General features: G+C 58.6%; 10 protein-coding genes. 1 reads left to right on the top strand and 9 read right to left on the bottom strand.

The window, feature by feature from the left end:
• Position 1: 1 nt before the first annotated feature.
• Genes CR155_RS07110 through CR155_RS07120 form a run of 3 tightly spaced genes read right to left on the bottom strand, consistent with a single transcriptional unit; the run spans position 2 to position 2,935 of the window.
• Positions 2-1,297 (bottom strand): sulfate adenylyltransferase subunit 1, encoded by a 1,296-nt coding sequence (locus CR155_RS07110; RefSeq protein ID WP_102069302.1) that lies wholly within the window; start codon positions 1,295-1,297, stop codon positions 2-4.
• Positions 1,297-2,205, bottom strand: a complete 909-nt coding sequence (gene cysD / locus CR155_RS07115) for a sulfate adenylyltransferase subunit CysD (RefSeq protein ID WP_102069474.1) — start codon at positions 2,203-2,205, stop codon at positions 1,297-1,299. Before cysD ends, CR155_RS07110 begins: the two co-directional genes overlap by 1 nt.
• Positions 2,206-2,215: 10 nt before the next feature.
• A complete protein-coding gene (locus CR155_RS07120; RefSeq protein WP_102069303.1) occupies positions 2,216-2,935 on the bottom strand; it encodes a phosphoadenylyl-sulfate reductase in 720 nt (239 codons plus the stop codon).
• Positions 2,936-3,235: 300 nt separating this feature from the next.
• Between CR155_RS07120 and CR155_RS07125 the strand changes: the two genes are divergently transcribed.
• On the top strand, positions 3,236-4,525 hold the full coding sequence (locus CR155_RS07125; RefSeq protein ID WP_102069304.1) for a Glu/Leu/Phe/Val family dehydrogenase: 1,290 nt from the start codon (positions 3,236-3,238) through the stop codon (positions 4,523-4,525).
• Here the strand turns inward: CR155_RS07125 and treY are convergent.
• The 6 genes from treY to treS are packed head-to-tail and all read right to left on the bottom strand — an operon-like array spanning position 4,516 to position 18,731.
• Entirely contained in the window at positions 4,516-7,191 is a 2,676-nt protein-coding gene (gene treY / locus CR155_RS07130; protein WP_102069305.1) for a malto-oligosyltrehalose synthase, read from the bottom strand. The two genes, CR155_RS07125 and treY, sit on opposite strands and share 10 nt — an antisense overlap.
• 2 nt (positions 7,192-7,193) lie before the next feature.
• A complete protein-coding gene (gene malQ, locus CR155_RS07135) occupies positions 7,194-9,431 on the bottom strand; it encodes a 4-alpha-glucanotransferase (RefSeq protein WP_102069306.1) in 2,238 nt (745 codons plus the stop codon).
• The gene (treZ, locus tag CR155_RS07140) at positions 9,428-11,233 is read right to left on the bottom strand and encodes a malto-oligosyltrehalose trehalohydrolase (protein ID WP_102069307.1); all 1,806 of its coding nucleotides are present in this window, start codon (positions 11,231-11,233) and stop codon (positions 9,428-9,430) included. Before treZ ends, malQ begins: the two co-directional genes overlap by 4 nt.
• A 15-nt stretch (positions 11,234-11,248) precedes the next feature.
• Positions 11,249-13,354 (bottom strand): glycogen debranching protein GlgX, encoded by a 2,106-nt coding sequence (gene glgX, locus CR155_RS07145; protein WP_102069308.1) that lies wholly within the window; start codon positions 13,352-13,354, stop codon positions 11,249-11,251.
• Positions 13,351-15,303 (bottom strand): 1,4-alpha-glucan branching protein GlgB, encoded by a 1,953-nt coding sequence (gene glgB / locus CR155_RS07150; RefSeq protein ID WP_102069309.1) that lies wholly within the window; start codon positions 15,301-15,303, stop codon positions 13,351-13,353. The genes glgX and glgB overlap by 4 nt, the downstream gene beginning before the upstream one ends.
• Positions 15,300-18,731: a maltose alpha-D-glucosyltransferase gene (gene treS / locus CR155_RS07155; protein WP_102069310.1), complete on the bottom strand. Its 3,432-nt coding sequence runs from the start codon at positions 18,729-18,731 to the stop codon at positions 15,300-15,302. The genes glgB and treS overlap by 4 nt, the downstream gene beginning before the upstream one ends.
• Positions 18,732-18,755 lie beyond the last annotated feature (24 nt).

Consider the following 18,755-nt stretch of genomic DNA (forward strand, 5'->3'; position numbering starts at 1 on the left):
GTCAGCGCACCAAGCCCGCGGCAGCGGTCTGGTGCGTGGCGGCATCGATCAAGATAAAGGAACCGGTAACCGGATAGTCGATATAGGCGTCCACAGCCAGCGTATCCGTGGCGGTGACCGTAACGTGGCCGATGTCATTCATTTCCAGTACCCCACTGGCCGCCACGCGCTGCAATTCGTGTATGTCGCGGCGGCTGTGCACAGTTTTGATTCTTGCCTGTGTCAGTTTGGTACCTTGCTTGAGCCAGTACAGGCGTTGGGCGCTGAGCGGCTGCTGATCGAGCCAGCAAAGCTCGGCATCGAACTCTTTGGTCACACGCACCGACTGGTCTGAATGCACAAGGAGGTCGCCGCGCGAGACGTCGAGATCGCGATCAAGCACGACAACGACCGTATCGCCTGCCACGGCGGAATCCACGTCAGCATCGAAGCGCAAGAGCCGCGCCACTTTGGCTAGCTGTGTGGAAGGCTGGACCCTGATCTCGTCGCCGACGCTCAAGGTGGCGCCGGCCAACTGGCCGGCATAGCCGCGAAAATCGTTTATGTCGTGACCTCCATGGCGGATGACCCATTGCACAAAAAAACGTGACCCGCCTCCCGTGACCCCGGCAGCCGCAGGCAAACCTTCCAACAAACCCAGCAATGGCGGCCCGTCATACCAGGGCGTATTCGAGGAGCTTGCCACGACGTTGTCGCCTTTGAGCGCCGACATGGGAATGATATGGAAACGCGGCATACCCAATTGCTCGGCGAGTTCGGCATAAGCGGCGCGTATGCGCTCGAACACCTTTTCATCCCAGTCGACCAGATCCATTTTATTGACCGCCACGACGATATGCTGCAAACCGAGCAAATGAGCCAGGGCGCTATGCCGCCTGGTTTGAGCAAGCAACTTCCCATCGTGCACGCGCGTGGCATCGATAAGTATGATCGCCACTTCGGCCGTGGATGCCCCGGTAACCATATTGCGCGTGTATTGCTCGTGGCCGGGCGCATCGGCCACGATGAACTTGCGCAAAGGCGTGGCAAAGTAGCGATACGCCACATCGATGGTAATGCCCTGCTCGCGCTCGGCCTCCAACCCGTCGGTCAGCAAGGACAAGTCGATGTCGCTGGCGGCAACGCGCTTGTATTTGGAGCGCGTAATGGCGGCGAGTTGATCCGCGAATACTCCCTTGCTGTCATACAGCAGACGGCCGATCAGCGTGGACTTCCCGTCATCGACTGAACCGGCTGTAATAAGGCGCAGCACGCCGGTATCGATCGCGGATATCCAGGACTCATTTACTGCATTCATTAGAAATACCCCTGCTTTTTCCGACGCTCCATGGAAGCCTCGGAGGTTTGATCGTCCATGCGGGTTGCACCACGTTCCGTGATGGTACTGATGGCTGTCTCGGCAATAATGGCCTGCGGGCTGTCTGCCGCGGACTCCACCGGGCATGTGCAGGAAATATCGCCTACCGTGCGAAACCGTACGGTGGTCGTCTCGATTTTTTCATTGACTCGTGGTGGCGTGATCGGTGTGACAGGTACCAGCAGTCCGTTGCGCCTGACGATTTCCCGTTGGTGCGCATAATAAATGGAGGGCAGGTTCAGCTTCTCACGCGCGATGTACTGCCATACATCGAGTTCCGTCCAGTTGGATATTGGAAAGACCCGCATGTTTTCGCCGGGGTGTACCTTGGTATTGAACAAGTTCCACAGCTCGGGGCGTTGCGCCTTGGGATCCCACTGCCCAAACTCGTTCCGGAACGAAAACACCCGCTCCTTGGCCCTGGCCTTTTCTTCATCGCGGCGCGCCCCGCCCATGCAGGCATCGAATCCGAATTCTTCGATGGCTTCGAGCAGCGTCGTGGCCTGGGCCGTATTGCGCGAGTCGTTCTCGCGGCGCATTACGACCGTTCCACGCTCGATGGAGTCCTGGACATTGCGCACGATAAGCTCCGCGCCCAGCTCGGAAACGTGCCGGTCCCGAAACGCGATGACCTCGTCGAAGTTGTGTCCCGTATCCACGTGCAGAAGGGGAAATGGTATGCCGGCGGGATGGAATGCTTTTTGCGCGAGGCGCAGCAGGACAACCGAATCCTTGCCGCCGGAGAATAGCAAGACGGGACGTTCACACTCCGCCGCCACCTCGCGCAATATGTAGACAGCTTCGGATTCCAGCCAATCCAGGTGTGTACGTGAGGAGATAACGCCCATGGTCTTATCCTTATGATTCTTGAAGATTTCCGGCATGCAAGCCGCATTCTTTCGACAGTTTCTGTTCCCACCACCAGCGTCCGGCACGCAAGTCTTCACCGGGCCGCAACGCGCGCGTACAGGGCTCGCAGCCGATGGAGGGGTAGCCTCGATCGTGCAAGGGGTTATAGGGAATGGCTAGAGCCCGGATTACGGACCAGACCTCTTTGTCGGTCCATGCCGCCAATGGGTTGTACTTCTGCAGTCCGAAAACGCCGTCGTACTCGGCATCTGCCAGTTGCGCCCGTGTCTGGGACTGCTCACGTCGCTGTCCGGTAAGCCAGGCGGAATGACCCTTCAAGGCGAGACGCAAAGGCTGTACCTTGCGGATCGCACAACATGCTTTGCGCAGCTCGATGCTCTCGTAGAAGCCAAATTCGCCATGTGCGGCCACATGGCCCTGCACGGCGGCCTCATCGGGTCGCATCACCTGAATGGCGACGCCATAGCGCTGCCTGATCACGTCGATCATCGCCACTGTCTCGGCTGGCAGGCGACCGGTATCCAGCGTAAACACATGGATCGGCAGGTCGCTTTCAAAAATGGCGTGCGACAGCAGCATGTCCTCTGCGCCAAACGACGAGGCAAAGACCGCATCGGGATGCCTGGCGCTGACGACTTCCAGCGTTTGCTGCAACTGGGTCCACAGCTGCCGCGTGGCAGGATCGAGAGGAGGATGGATTGTGTTCACGTCTTACCTGTACGCCATTTCATGGCTGGAGCCTCGGACCAATTCTTGCTTGCTACGTTGATAAGCTGCAGCAGCACAAGCCGAAGATGAAGTCTGAAGGCCATTGCATCGCAAGGGAACGAATAAATAGTAGAGTGTTTATGTCGGACAGCTATTAGCCGTCCTGGCGACGACATCGTGGCCTGCGGCGCCATCGGATAAAGTGCAGCACATAGCGAACCGTCCCCTTTTATTTCTATGGGAGAAAAATTGGGGACGTAGTAAGCTTGCGAACTGTTACTATCGCTTGAGGTGAAAATTATGTCTGAACATCCTACGCACGGAATCCCTTCTTACTTGAATTCACGCGAGTTGGGGCCGTGGGGCGTCTATCTGGAACAGGTAGAGCGTGTCACGCCTTATCTGGGCAAGTTGAGCAAATGGGTTGAAACCCTCAAGCGTCCGAAAAGATCCCTGATCGTCGATGTGCCTATCGAACTCGATAACGGTACGATTGCCCATTTCGAAGGCTATCGCGTCCAGCACAACACCACCAGGGGTCCCGGCAAGGGCGGTGTACGGTATCACCAGGATGTCACCCTGTCCGAAGTCATGGCGCTGGCGGCATGGATGTCGGTCAAAACTGCCGCGGTCAACCTTCCTTTCGGCGGGGCCAAGGGCGGCATCAGACTCGATCCGCGCAATTATTCGCAAGCTGAACTCGAACGTATCACGCGGCGGTACACCAGCGAGATCGGCGTCATCATCGGGCCACACAAAGACATCCCGGCACCGGACGTGAACACCAATGCTCAGACCATGGCCTGGATGATGGACACTTATTCCATGAATGAAGGCGCCACGACCACAGGCGTGGTGACGGGAAAGCCGGTGTCGCTCGGTGGCAGCCTGGGCCGAGTCGAAGCCACAGGCCGCGGCGTATATGTGGTTGGCTGCGAGGCCGCCCGTGACAAGGGTATCGCCATACAAGGCGCGCGTGTCGCCATACAGGGCTTCGGAAACGTGGGCGGGACGGCCGCGCGGCTTTTCTATGAAGCGGGGGCCAAGGTCATTGCGGTCCAGGACCACACTGGCTGCGTGCACAACGCCAATGGCCTTGAAGTTCTGTCATTGTTGAAACATGTCGAAGAGCACGGCGGCGTGGCAGGTTGTCCTGAAGCCGAACCGATGTCGAGCGACGATTTCTGGGCACTTGAGACCGAACTGCTGATTCCGGCAGCGCTCGAAAGCCAGCTTCACGAAGGGAATGCCAATTCGATCCGCGCAAAAATCGTGATCGAAGGTGCCAATGGCCCGACCACTCCCGAAGCCGATGACATTCTGACGAGCAACGGCACCCTCATTGTTCCCGATGTGCTGGCCAATGCGGGGGGCGTAACGGTATCCTACTTTGAGTGGGTGCAGGATTTCTCCAGCTATTACTGGACGGAGCCCGAGATCAACCACCGCCTCGAAGCAATGATGCGCGCCGCGTATACGTCGGTTTCAACCGTTGCACAAGAGCACAAGGTCACGCAACGCACAGCCGCGTTCATCACGGCATGCACACGCATTCTAGAGTCTCGTCAAGTGCGCGGCCTTTACCCTTGAGCAGGCAATAGCACGGTCAAGGGCTGGTCAGCCAGAAGGTCGGCCAGCCTCAACACACCGTCCTGGGAACATTCCAGGCGTGTGCCTGAAAATACATCACGCAAGGTCACGCCGATATATCGGCGGGGAAGCACCACGCACGTATCCTCCCACGATGCGGTATCAATGAGGGGCAAGCCTTCGTTTGCGCCCAGACCCACCCACGCAGATGACAGGCGCGGCACCACCACGAACATGTCTTTCTCCGGCGCCGCGCGCAAGAATGCCAGGACACGGTTGCTCTGGGATCCCAGTACAGGCAGACCGAAATAATCGCCCTTGGAAAACTGATCGGCACGCTCGCGGCGCAACCGCAACAAAGCGGCCACGACCGCCTGCTTCACCCATCCGTTTTTCCAGTCTTTGATCAATGCGGCAATGCCGGTGTCGGCGCCCAGCATGCCCAGCGCATGTCTGCGCGCCGCATAATCCACTTCCCTGCGATTGTCAGGATCCACCAGGCTGAAGTCCCAGAATTCGGTGCCCTGGTACAAGTCTGGCACTCCGGGACTGCATAGTCGCAGTACGGTCTGCGATAAGCTGTTCACGGCACCCGCTGGTGCGATCCGGTCAACGAACTGCTCGATGTCCTGAATCAGTGGAAGGCTGCTGCGGCCTGCCATCAAGTTATGAATGAAGTTTGCGCTGCGCTCTTCATAGCTTGTATCCGGTTCGAACCATCCGGAATTAAGTTTTGCCTCGCGCAAGGATTTTATGTGCCACTCCACCACCCTGTCGGCGAATAGCCGCAACCCCTCGCCATCATTGGCCGCCAGTCCTAATGGCCAAGCGCCCACCAGAGTCTGGAAAAGCATATAGCGCTCGGCAACCTGGACGGAGTTGGCCGCTGGATCGATTTTTTGGGCTTCTTCCAGCCATTTATTGCTGATCTGCGCCCACTGTCCCGGCATCTCGCTCAGCACGGCCAGACGGGCGCGTACATCCTCGCCACGTTTATGATCATGCGTGGCCGTCGCCAGCAACGAACGCGATAGATTCCCGGCACGCTCGATGTTACGCTGATGGAAGGTTTCTGACGAAATACCCAAGACGGAGGGATCGGATCCGACCTCGTTGCGGGAAATCAGACGGCCATAGCGGTAGAACGTGGTGTCTTCCAAAGACTTTGCTGCCAAAGGCGGCGTAAGCTGCTGGAAGCGGCGGATTGCCTCCCTCTGCAACTGCTGAATATCTGTATTGGCCCCTTCGGCGGATACCAGCGGGCTCGCGCCCAGCCACATATCGAGCACTTCCAGCAATGATTGCTCCACATCACTGGCGGGACCCAGCCCAGCAGAGACCGCACGCATTGTCCGTGCAAGGCATTCTGCATCCGCTTGATTGCGCCGGCCTGTCTGCGAATAGTTGCGGTAGACGGGAAAGGCCACGAGCACTTCGTCGAGCGTTCGGGCAATGGCGTCCGTTGTCCAGTCCCTAGTATAGACGCTGGCCTGGGCCAAGCCCGACAAAGCTCGCAGCAGGCCCTTGCGTTCCGCCACAAAATGACGCCGCAGCATCAGACGCCTGGCATCATGGACAACGTCACGAAGTGGCCGCCCGTCTTGCGCGATCGATGTCCAATGCTCGGTCAAGAGAGGTTCGCCGGCCGGATCATGCAATACAGCGGCCGCCTGGTCCATGAAATCGTAGCCACTGGTGCCATCCACTTCCCAGCGATCGTCGAGGACTTCCCCTTCAGCCAGGATCTTCTCTACGACCAGCCATGGTTGGTCCTCGCTCAACGGTCCTGGACGAGCTGCCACCCTCTGCTCGAGCGCGCGGCGCAACTGTCGGCAATACGCGATAGGGTCGGCCAGGCCATCGACATGGTCGATCCGCAGGCCGTCGATTAGTCCTTGTTCATAAAGACGCAGCGGCAAGGCATGCACAGCGTCGAACACCTCCTGCTTCTCTACCCTTACCCCCATCAATTCGCTGATTTCGAAAAAACGACGCCAATTGATGCTATCGGGTGCGCAACGCCACCATGCCAGCCGGTAATGCTGGCGCTCCAGCAATTCATGCAGGCGCTGCTGGCCCTGCGTCTGGCTGCTGTCGTACAGGTCGACGAGCGCTTGCGGGCCAGTCTCCGCGGTGCAGAGCGTTCCCGGGGCAATCGGATAAGGCACGCCATTAATGTCCAGACGATGAGACTGCGACACCGCATCGAAGACCAGGCGGATGCCGCCGCCTATCAATGTATGCCCATATGGCTCGGCCAGGAAAGGCGCCAGCACCTTCCCGTCCAGCGTTGCATCGCCCGGATGCCAATCGATATCCAGCCAGGAGGCATAGCGGCTCTGTTCTCCATGTTCCAGTACATCCCACCACCAGGCATTGCCGGGATGGACCGCCATATGATTCGGAACAATATCAAGCACCAATCCCATGTCGTGCTGCCGCAAGCGCGCCACCAACGACTCCAATGCCTCGAGCCCGCCAAGTTCAGGGTTCACCATGGAATGGTCAATCACATCGTAGCCGTGCATGGAGCCCGGCCTGGCCCGCGAGACAGGAGACGTATAGAGGTGGCTGATGCCGAGGCTGGCGTAGTACGGCACTTGCTCACATGCATCGTCCAAGGTGAAGCCAGCATGCAACTGCAAGCGTGTGGTGGCGCGCAACATAGTCAAGTTTGTCTCCTCGCCCGCCTGATGGCCGTAATACCGCTGGCGACCTGCGCATTGTTGAAAATTTCGTCCACACCCGCGGGTAAGCATTGAATCCAGTTCGGGTGGGGCGACGCTCCGTCACCACCGCTGCCGGGAAGATTGGGTTGCTCGCGCATTCCCAAAAGGTCTTCCAGCGACACAATGACAAGAGGCGAGGGCGTCTTGCTGACATAAGAAAGCACGGCGTTACGCGGAACGTCCACCGGAAACGGGGCGCTCGCGCTTATGCAGCCTGCGTCTTTCAAGGCCTGCCATAGCGCGTTCTTGTCGCGCCGACGGGCGACGGTCTCTTGCGGGTCGGGTTCACCGGATGCGCGCCACTCCAGGTCGCGTCCCGACCACCAGCCGTGAATGGTGGGAAGGTCGTGAGTGGTGGGCGTTGCCATGCTCCATGCAGGCCATTGTGCGGGAGGAAGAAAGACTGGGACTTCAGCGGAATCAGCATCTGCCGGTTCAGCGCTGTCCGCCTTGCCTTCCAGCTCCGGGCCAGCTTGTGCGTCAGGCTGACGCGGCTTCACCGGAGACCGCTCGAACCACAGCACACTCGTACCCAGGATGCCCTTGCGTTCCAGTTGATCGTTGAAGCCTTCCGGTACAGTTCCCAGATTCTCGCCCACCACCAATGCCTTATGGCGCCATGCCTCCAGAACCAGCAAGCGCAGCATGTCCTGCATGGGGTAATTCAGATAAACGCCATCGGCCGCACCCGCACCCGGTGGAACCAGCCACATTCGGCGCATGCCCAGAATATGGTCTATGCGCAAGCCGCCGGCGTGCGCCAGTACGGCTCTCACCGTCTCGATAAACGCGGCGTAGGCCGTCTGGCGCAAAGCCCTGGGTGAAAACGCGGTAAGTCCCCAGTTTTGTCCGTCGGCCTGGAACAAATCGGGCGGAGCACCCACTGAAACTCCCTCCAGCATTTCCCCCTGACGGCTCCACGCATGGCTGCCGCGCGCATCCGTGCCGATGGCGAGATCCACAATAAGTCCCACCGACATCCCTGCCTCGCGTGCGCTCTGCTGAACATAATGCAGGCCTCTCTCGGCCAGCCATTGCAGAAAGGCGTGAAAGCCTACTTCCTCTTCATGCTGCATTGCGTAGGCCATGACCTCCATTCCGCGCGGGTCATGCAGGCCGGGCGACCAGTCCTGCCAACCACTTGCCGGCCCCAACTGTGCGAGATGGTGAGCGTGCAAGGCTTCATAACACGCGTGGATCTGCAGGGCTTCGCCACCCTGCCGGCGAAACGTCTCAAAAGCCTGCACTAGGTCAGCCGGACCGTCTTGGCGAAAATCGTCAAACAGGCGTCTGAGCAGAGCCATGCGCCGTGGCAGGATATCGGGCCACTCGACGAAATTGCCGTTTACGGCGCGAGGACTGATGGTCTCGCCCATCGTTTGCAGAGCACGCCGGACGGCGTCATTGCCCAGCACGATCGATGGCTGGATATAGGCCGTGTTCAGGAACAGACGGCTGGAAGGTGCATAAGGGCTGTACCGCTGCGGGTCCGCGCCGAACATGGCGTGCACGGGGCTGATCGCCAACGCGCTGGCTCCCGACTGGGCAGCGCCCCGAGCCAAGCCGGCCAGCAGGCCAAAATCGCCCCCTCTTTCCCATCCTGGCCAAATGGGCGTGGAGGGCTGATGGTTCGCGTCGTCGACAACGCCATCAGTCTGCGGCGATGAGGGGCGCAAACTGTAGACTTGGGCGGCGACTCCCCACAAGCCGTTTGACTTTCCGGTACCCACGCCTGGCGGTAAGGGACACCTTTTCGGCGCGACGGCGATGGTAAGTTCCAGATCGCCGATACTCAATCTATGGTATCCCGGTCGTTCAATGCCCGGCAGCCTGACTTTGCCTTGCCCTGCCTGGGCAGCCCTGGCAATGAATTGCTTGCCATCCTCGAGCGTCAAGGTATAGACGGGCGAACCCGTATAGTCGAACACCAGCGCCTCATTCACGGTCACTGTCAGCATCATGCCGGTCGCCGGCTGCTTTTCGCTTTCAAGCTGGCGAAGGCTACCGGCGATCTGCTCCGCGCTTGCACAAGCCAGACCGAGCAATTTCAGCATGCTTCGCAGCACGGATGCATCCACGTCGTGCCACTCCCCACGCACATCCCGCCAACGCGGCACAAGACCTGCTTCCTCGGACAAGCGTATCAATGCCGGATCGAGTTGGAGCGTATCGATCACGGCATTTCCTTTGGGTGGACCGCCGCGCCTGCGTCAGCCACCAGGGTGGCCGTCGTGCTGTAGGCGCGGACGCACTCCTCAGCCAGCCCTTTGCCAGGCGTTTCGCTGCTTTCAAAAATCACCGATTCACTTGCATGAAGCACCCCCGCTGGCAACGCCAGATCTTCCTCCGAAAGATTGCAATAGAGGCTCAGTACGTCACCATTGCCCAACTCCCAGCTGGCCGCCAGGCATCTGTCCCCCAGCACCTGCACAGATACGTTGCGGGCCCCCGCCAGATGCGGGGTCACGTATTCAGCGCGCAATCCAAGCAAATGGCGATAGTAGATCAGCCAGGACGCGGCATTTTTGTCCGCTGGGTCCGAGATCACCTTGCTTTGATTCCACGTTATCTCGTCGTTGGGATCCGGTATCCGCTCACGGGTCGACGGGTCGGAAAATGCACTGAAGCCGGCGAATTCCTTGCGCCTTCCATCGCGCACAGCTTGCGCCAGGTCAGGGTCTTCGAAGCTGGTGAAGTACAGGAATGGTGCCGTGGCACCGTACTCCTCTCCCATGAACAGCATGGGTATGTGGGGGGTAAGCAGTTGAAGCGCTACGGCAGCTTTCAATGCATCGGTCTTGCCCGCGCAAAGCGAAATCAGGCGTTCGCCCAGGGCTCGGTTTCCAGTTTGATCGTGATTCTGCAGGAAAAATACGAACGCATGCGGAGGAAGGTCGGCACTGGGCTCTCCGCGCGGTTCGCCGTTGCGCCATGGGCTTGGTTCTCCCTGATAGATAAAACCTTCGGCCAGGCATCGCGCAAGCTTGCGCGTGGGATTATCCCGATACGACGTGTAATAGCCCTGAATTTCGCCTGTCAGCATACTGTGCAGGATATGGTGGGCATCATCGTTCCATTGCGCGTCGAATCCCTGCTTCAGCAATCTTGCGTTGTTGTCGTCATTTTCGAGCACCAGATGGACATAGCGAGCAGGATCCAGATTCTGGCGGACAAAACGCGCCATTTCAGGTAGCCAGTCAGTCTCTGAAATGGCATGAACGGCATCCAGCCGTAATCCATCAAAGCGGTACTCACGCAACCAGTAAAGGGCATTCTCGGCAAAAAATGCGCGTACCTGCGGCTTCCTGAAGTCGATCGCCGGCCCCCACGGGGTCTTCACATCCTCACGATAGAAATCAGGGGCATAAGCGGACAGATAATTACCGTCCGGCCCGAAATGGTTATAGACGACATCCAGGAACACCATCACGTTCAGACCATGCGCCTCGTCGATCAGCGCCCGCAGCTCGTCGGGCGTCCCGTAAGCACCATCTGGCGCGTAGGGCAATACGCCGTCGTATCCCCAATTGCGCGCGCCGGGAAAATCGGCGATGGGCATCAGTTCGATTGCCGTGATACCCAGGTTGGCCAGTGCCGGCAGCATCGCTTGAACACCGCGAAAGCCCCCCGCCAGGCCAACATGCAGCTCGTAGAGTACTGTTTCGGTCCAGGGGCGTCCGCGCCAACCGTCGTGTCGCCATGAATAGGATTCCGTGTCGACGACAATACTGGCGTCATGTACATCGCCAGCCTGCAGTCGGGAGGCCGGATCGGGAACGAAAAGATCCGGCCCCACCCGGTAGCGGTAGCGTGACCCCGGCTCACAGGCCCGTTCCAACTCATGGAACCCGTCGCCGACCGGCCTCATGACATGGACTTCGTTTTCCAGTTCGAGCTCCACACTTGCCGCGCCTGGCGCCCAGAGTCGGAAGTTAACAATGCCTCGGTCGCGCAATGTGGCGCCGAATGAATAATGCATATTGCCTCCAGTTCGTCAGTCCCCAGCCACCGAACCCATTAACAACACGAGTCCGTGAGCTGACACCTTGATGGCTGGATTGCCAATCGGCGCAGCTGAAGCCGTCGGATCGGCGGCGTCCAGCATGACCGTCCAGTCGCAGGGGGAATCCGGAATCTGAAACTCGATACCTTCAGCGCCGCCATTGATCAAGAGCAGGGACAGCTCCACCGTACCGTCCGCCAATCGACACGCCCGGCGGAAACCAAGCACACGCCCCTCGGCAAATTCCCAAGCCTGTTCGGTCATGGCCGAACCATCCATGTCGTACCATGCCACCCGTGGAACATCCGGCAGAACCTGGAAATTGCTGTCCTGGAAGCGAGGCATGCGCAAGGACAAGTGGGTCCGGCGCAGTGCAATGAGGCGCGACACGAAATCGATCAATTCGCGGCCATCCGGGCTCTCGGCTTGAGCCCAGTCCAGCCAGGATATTTCGTTGTCCTGGCAATAGGCGTTGTTATTGCCTTGTTGACTATTGCCGAATTCGTCTCCGGCCAGCAACATAGGCGTGCCGTCCGACAGGAAAACGGTTGCGAGCATCGCTCGTACGACCTGTTTGCGCAAGGCCAATACGTCCGGATCGTCGGTGGATCCTTCTACACCGCAGTTATTGCTGAAGTTTTCGCCGTGCCCGTCGGTGTTTTCATCGCCGTTGACCTCATTGTGTTTGTCGTTATAGCTGACCACATCCTGAGCCGTGAAGCCATCGTGGGACGCCAGGTAATTGACCGATGCCCACGGGCGCCGGTGGCGCCCGTCGAATATCATGGGCGATGCCATGAGCGATCCCGCCAACTCACCGCGGAGTCCGGCTTCTCCTGACCAGAACCTGCGTATACCATCGCGGAACTTATCATTCCACTCGGCGAAACTGGGCGGATGGTTGCCCAGCTGGTAACCGTCGGGTCCCGTATCCCAAGGTTCAGAGATAAGTTTCAGCCGTGACAGGACAGGATCCTGCAAAATGGCATCAAAGAACCCCGACCCAGGATCAAAGCCGGTGCCCTCGCGTCCAAGTGTCACTCCCAGATCGAATCGGAAGCCATCGATTTGGTAACTTTCAGCCCAATATCGCAAGGAATCCATCACCATCTGCAATACGCGCGGATGCGACAGATTTACGGTATTGCCGCAACCCGTATCGTTGATGTAGTACCGTTCCTCGCCAGGAATAAGCCGGTAATAACTCGCGTTGTCCAGACCGCGCCACGAGAGCGTTGGACCCAACTCATTGCCTTCTGCAGTATGGTTGTAGACCACGTCCAGTATGACCTCGATTCCGGCGGCGTGAAGGCGGCGAATTGCCAGGCGCAAATCGTTGATCTGTCCATTGGCAAGATAGGACGGCTCTGGTGCAAAAAAAGCCAGGGTGTTGTAACCCCAATAATTGCGCAGGCCACGCTCCACCAGGAAATGATCCTGCAAGAATGCATGGACTGGCAACAATTCGACTGCCGTCACGCCAAGCTTGAGCAAGTGATCGATAAAGCGCCTGCTGCCTAAGGCTTCGCTCGTGCCGCGAATATCGCGTCGCAGATCTTCCCTCTGCATCGTCGCACCTTTCAGGTGGACTTCGTATATCGCAGTTTCGGCCCAGGGCGTACATGGGCGCTCTTTGGTGCCCCAGTTGAAGATCCCACTCGTCACAACACTCTTGGGCACCAGGGCTGCCGAATCCCGGCGGTCCTGACTCAAGTCTGCCTTGGGGTGCTGCACCCTGTAGCCAAACAAGGCGTCGGACCAGCGGGTCGTACCCAATAGCTTGCGAGCATACGGATCGATGAGCAGTTTCTGTGGATTGAAACGATGGCCGTTCCTGGGATCGTAGGGTCCGTAGGCACGGTACCCATAAATTAATCCAGGTCCCGCGTCGGGCAGGTAGCCATGCCAGACTTCGTCCGTACATTCCGGCAGAGTCAGGCGCCGAATCTCACGGCGTCCCTTCTGGTCAAAAATGCATAACTCTATCTTGCTGGCGTTGGCCGAGAACACCGCAAAATTGATACCCAGGCCGTCGCTGTGGGCACCCAGTGGATACGGCAGGCCGGGGTCGAGCTTGTCCGCCAAGGCGAAACTCATGATTGTGATCCTTCAGGTGCAAGTATCAGGGTAGCAAGAGGAGGCAGCACAAGCGCAAGAGACTGGCCATGTCCATGCATGGGATGATCGCTCGCCACCGCCGAGCCACCATTTCCCATGTTCACTCCGCCATACAGATCGGCATCCGTATTGAGCAGTTCCACCCATCGTCCCGCGATGGGAACGCCGACGCGATAGTCATTGCGCGGGACCGGTGTCATATTGCTGACGACGAGCGCGTAGGCGTCGCCATGTTTGCGCAAGAACGCAAACACACTATTCTGTTGATCGTCACCTACGATCCACGCGAAACCCTGCGGATCGTTGTCGCTGCCGTAAAGCGCGGGGCTGACGCGATACAAGGCATTAAGGTCGCGCACCAGCTTCTGCACTCCGGCATGATGGATATCATCCAGCGCAGCCCAATCCAATTGGGTATCGTGATTCCATTCACGCTCCTGGGCCAGTTCCGCACCCATGAAAAGCAGCTTCTTCCCCGGATGCCCCCACATATAGCCAAAATATGCGCGCAGATTGGCGAAACGCTGCCAACGGTCGCCCGGCATTTTGCCAAGCAGCGATCCTTTCCCGTGCACCACCTCGTCATGCGAAAGCGGCAAGACGAATCGTTCAGAATACGCATACACCATGCTGAACGTCATGTCGTGGTGGTGGAAGCGTCTGTGTATGGGTTCGTGCTGCATGTAGCGCAGACTGTCGTGCATCCACCCCATATTCCATTTGTACTGAAACCCTAGTCCACCAGTGTCCGGGTTTGCTGTCACACCAGGCCAGGCGGTAGACTCTTCGGCAATCATGATGGCCCCGGGGCTTTGTTCGGGTACGATCGAATTAAGCTGCTGAAGAAAGTCCACCGCTTCCAGGTTCTCACGTCCTCCATAGCGGTTCGGCGTCCACTGCCCCGGTTCGCGGCTATAGTCCAGATACAGCATGGAGGCCACCGCATCGACCCTCAAACCGTCGACGTGATAGCGCTTCAGCCACTCCAGCGCACTGCAGAGCAGGAAGTTCCTGACCTCATTGCGCCCCATGTTGTAGATAAGGGTATTCCAGTCCGGATGAAAGCCCTGCTTGGGATCGGCATGCTCGTAGAGCGCCGTACCATCGAAGTCGGCCAGGCCATGCAGATCGGAGGGAAAATGAGCTGGTACCCAGTCCAGAATCAGGGCCAGGCCGGCGTTGTGGCAATCATCGACGAATCGCGCAAAATCGGCGGGGGCGCCATAACGCGCCGAAGGCGCATACATGCCCAGTGGCTGGTATCCCCATGATCCGCCAAACGGATGTTCGGTGATAGGCAGCAATTCCAGATGCGTGAACCCCATGAATGTAGCGTACTCGATCAATCGCTTGCCGATGCCCGTCCACGTACTGTGCTCACCGTCGCCCGCCATCCAGGACCCGAAGTGCACCTCATAGACCGACATCGGGGCGTCGGGTTGCTGGCGCTTCCCGCGGCCTGCCATCCATGCCTGATCCGTCCACTCGAACTCGGCAGGATCGGCAACGACTGACGCTGTGGCCGGCGGCATTTCGGTCTGACGCGCCAGAGGATCAGCCTTGAGGGGCAGCAGCGTCCCATCGCGGGCGATTATCTCGTACTTGTACCGCTCCCCCGGGGCAACACCCGGTATGAAGACTTCCCATACGCCGCATTCAGGCCGCAGATGCATGGGATTGCGTCTGCCGTTCCATGAATTGAAATCGCCCACCACCGCCACGCGCTGTGCATTCGGCGCCCACACCGCGAACCGGGCGCCGCTGGTGCCATCGATGGCCATTGCATGGGCCCCCAGGCAGTCTGCCAGTTGCCAGTGCCGTCCTTCCGCCACCAGGTGCAGGTCCAACTCACCCAGCAAGGGCCTGTAGTCATCGGTGCCGGCATCCTGTCCGGTCTGGTGCGAGTGAACACTCAATAGCTCTATCATGTGGAACTTCCTTGATCAGCGGGCGCAAGCAGTCGCCTGGCAACGCGAACGAGGCCGGCCAGCGGAATGGCGACCCAATCCGGACGGTGGGCAACCTCATAGCAGATTTCGTAAGCGGCCTTTTCAAAAAGCGCCAAGTCAAGCAGTTGTCGTTGAACCGCCCGATCTTGCGCAAGGGGAACGGTCGCGTCAGGATTTTCGACATCCCGGCAGGGCGACTCGAGACTGGGTTCTTCCAGTTCCTGATAATAGGCCTCCAGGAACGCGCTGGTTGCCGTCATGCAAAACTGCTCCAACAATTCCTGCTGATGATGCTGCAGCGACGCAATGGGACCTAGGGCGGGGGTTTCCGTAACCGTGGTGGAATCGCCGGGCGTGTCGGCCTCAGCATGCAACGTCGCATCCGACACCGTATGCTGAGCCGCCCGAAATGCCGCTGTGGCATAGTCGAATGAGCGCAACAAGCCCGCAACATCGCGCCATGGACTGCTCTTGCTGCGCCGTTCAATCAATGGACGTACCGGCTCGCCCTCGAAATCGATCAGGTAGACATCATTCTGTGCTATCAGGACCTGGCCCAGGTGGAAGTCGCCGTGTATACGGGTACGCAGCATTTTCACCGAGAGCTGCGCGCGTCGCTCGACTTCATTCAGCAATGCAGCGCTGTTATCCCCCAATTCATCCAAATGGCTGTTGGCCTGCTCCGATAACGAATCCTTGGCTGCGGCGCAGGACTTCAAGGCCTTGCTGAACATATTGCGTATATCTTTGGCCCAAGCTTTCGCATCGCCAGCGGTGGCAGGTTCGGGCATGAAAGCCGGGTCATCGCTGGGTTGTGCGAGCACAGTATGCAGCTGCGCGAGGCGGCGTCCTATGGCTCCCGCCACTGTGGAATAACCATGCAATTCCTCTTCATAATCCGCTTGGCTTTCTCCCGTCAGCGCCGCGTTCTCAAGCGTACGCTTGAGATAATCCTGCGTCCAGCCCCACGCGTCGCCCTGGTTGGCAACACGCGCATGCAGCAGGGCCAGCGTGTGCGGAGTCCCTTCGGCATCGACCCGTTGCAATTCGCCCAGCAATGCCGCTGAGTTGGCATAGCCCCGTCGCGTCAGGTAGCGTGTCATCTCGGCTTCCGGGTGCACACCCGGCGACACATGGCGTACCAGCTTAAGGATAGCCTTGTCGCTCAGACTCAGTGAACTATTGGACTGCTCTCCATGAAACCATTCGATGTCCATCTCGGCGGGCCACTCGATGTTTTTCAAGCCAGGCTCACCTTGAAAATACAAGGTGTACCGACCCTGGGAAGTCTCGTAGGGAATCTCACGTTGCTCGCGCATGTTGTCCAGAACCGCCAGGGCAAAATCCGGCACAGAGAATGCGTCGGTGACCAGGCCAAGTTCCGACCCTCGACGCACCCGCGCCAGCGCATACTGCTGAGGCATGGGCGCTACGGTTTCTGACCACAACAACGCCAGCGGCAGGAAATAGCTGTTGGGGCGGTTATCGACCTCGACTTGGAATTCCGCCAGGAAGAAATCGGTCTGTCCGGGTAGCGGAACGATATACGAGATTTTCGACGACTTGATCCGTTTGTCCCCGGCAAACCACCGCTGGCGCGACAAGTACAGAGGCAGCACCTCATTGCACAGCACTTTGCGGGATCCTTCCATCAGCTCGTACCCAGCGCGCCGCCGCACCACGAGGGTGGCGTATTCAGGCATCTGTTCGGGCAAGGAGGCATGCCATCTGGGAGGCGATGCGCTGGCGCTCAGTTCGAACCAATAGAATCCATACGGAGGCAACGTCAACAAATAAGGCAATTCCCCTATTGTGGGAAAGGGAGTACCACCCAGCAATTCGATGGGCACCCTGCCCGCCATGCCGGAGAGGTCCAGTTCCACGGGCTGCGAAGCGTTGGAGAGGTTTGCCACGCAAAGCAACACGACGCTGTCGTGTTCACGCATGTAGGCCAATATCTTGCGATTGCCCGGGAAGAGGAATCGCAGACTGCCTCGACCGAAGGCATGGGTCTGTTGTCGTTTGGCCAGCATGCGGCGCGTCCAGTTCAGCAGGGAATGGGGATCGCGTTGCTGGGCTTCCACATTGACAGCCTCGTATCCATAAAGAGGCCCCATCAATACGGGCAAGGTCAGTCGTTCCGGGTCCGCCCTGGAGAATCCGCCATTGCGATCCGCCGTCCATTGCATCGGGGTACGTACCCCATCGCGATCTCCCAGATGGATGTTGTCGCCCATGCCCAGTTCATCACCGTAATACAGCACTGGCGTGCCGGGCATGGACAGCAGCAGGCTGTTCATCAGTTCGATACGCCGCCGGTCACGCTCAAGCAAGGGCGCCAGCCGCCGCCGTATGCCAAGGTTGATGCGGGCCTGACGGTCCGCTGCATAGACTTCCCACAAGTAGTCGCGCTCGCTGCTGGTCACCATCTCCAGCGTCAATTCATCATGGTTGCGCAGGAAAATGGCCCATTGACAGTTATCCGGGATCTCCGGCGTCTGCTGCATGATGTCCGTGATCGGAAACCGGTCGGCGCGCGCGATTGCCATATACATGCGCGGCATTAGAGGAAAGTGGAATGACATGTGGCATTCGTCGCCATTCCCAAAATACTCCTGTGCGTCTTCCGGCCACTGATTTGCTTCGGCCAGCAAGAGACGGTCGGGATAATCGCTGTCCATCACGGCGCGTATCTGGCGCAGCACCGCGTGCGTCTCGGGAAGATTTTCGTTATTGGTCCCCTCACGCTCCACCAGGTACGGAACGGCGTCAAGGCGTAGTCCATCGACGCCCATGTCCAGCCAGTACCGCATGACGTTGATGACCTCCTTCAACACGCGCGGGTTGTCGTAATTGAGATCGGGCTGGTGCGAATAGAAGCGGTGCCAGAAATAGGCTCCCGCCACGGGATCCCAGCTCCAGTTGGACTTCTCCGTGTCGCAAAAAATAATGCGAGTGCCGGAGTAGGCCTGGTCGTTATCGGACCAGACATAGAAATCGCGTGCAGCCGATCCAGGTTTGGCACGCCGTGCTCGCTGAAACCACGCATGCTGGTCCGATGTATGGTTGACCACGAGTTCCGTGATCACGCGCAAGCCTCGTAGATGGGCCTCGCGGATGAATTTCTTCACATCCGCCAGTGTTCCGTAATCTTCGTGAACGCTGCGATACTCGGCGATATCGTAACCATCGTCCAGGCGCGGCGACGGGTAGAAAGGTAATAGCCACACCGTATTGACGCCTAGCTCCGCAATGTAATCAAGCTTGGAAATCAGTCCTGGAAAATCTCCTTTGCCATCGTTGTTCGCGTCGAAGAATGACTTCACATGCAATTGATATATGACGGCATCCTTGTACCAGAGTGGTTCATTCTGCTGTACTGTCTTGCTCTTTATTGACCCAGCCATAAAGCTTCCCTTTCCAATTCATTG

Origin of the sequence: Pollutimonas nitritireducens (assembly GCF_002849615.1) — a bacterium.
GTDB classification, from domain to species: domain Bacteria; phylum Pseudomonadota; class Gammaproteobacteria; order Burkholderiales; family Burkholderiaceae_B; genus Pollutimonas; species Pollutimonas nitritireducens.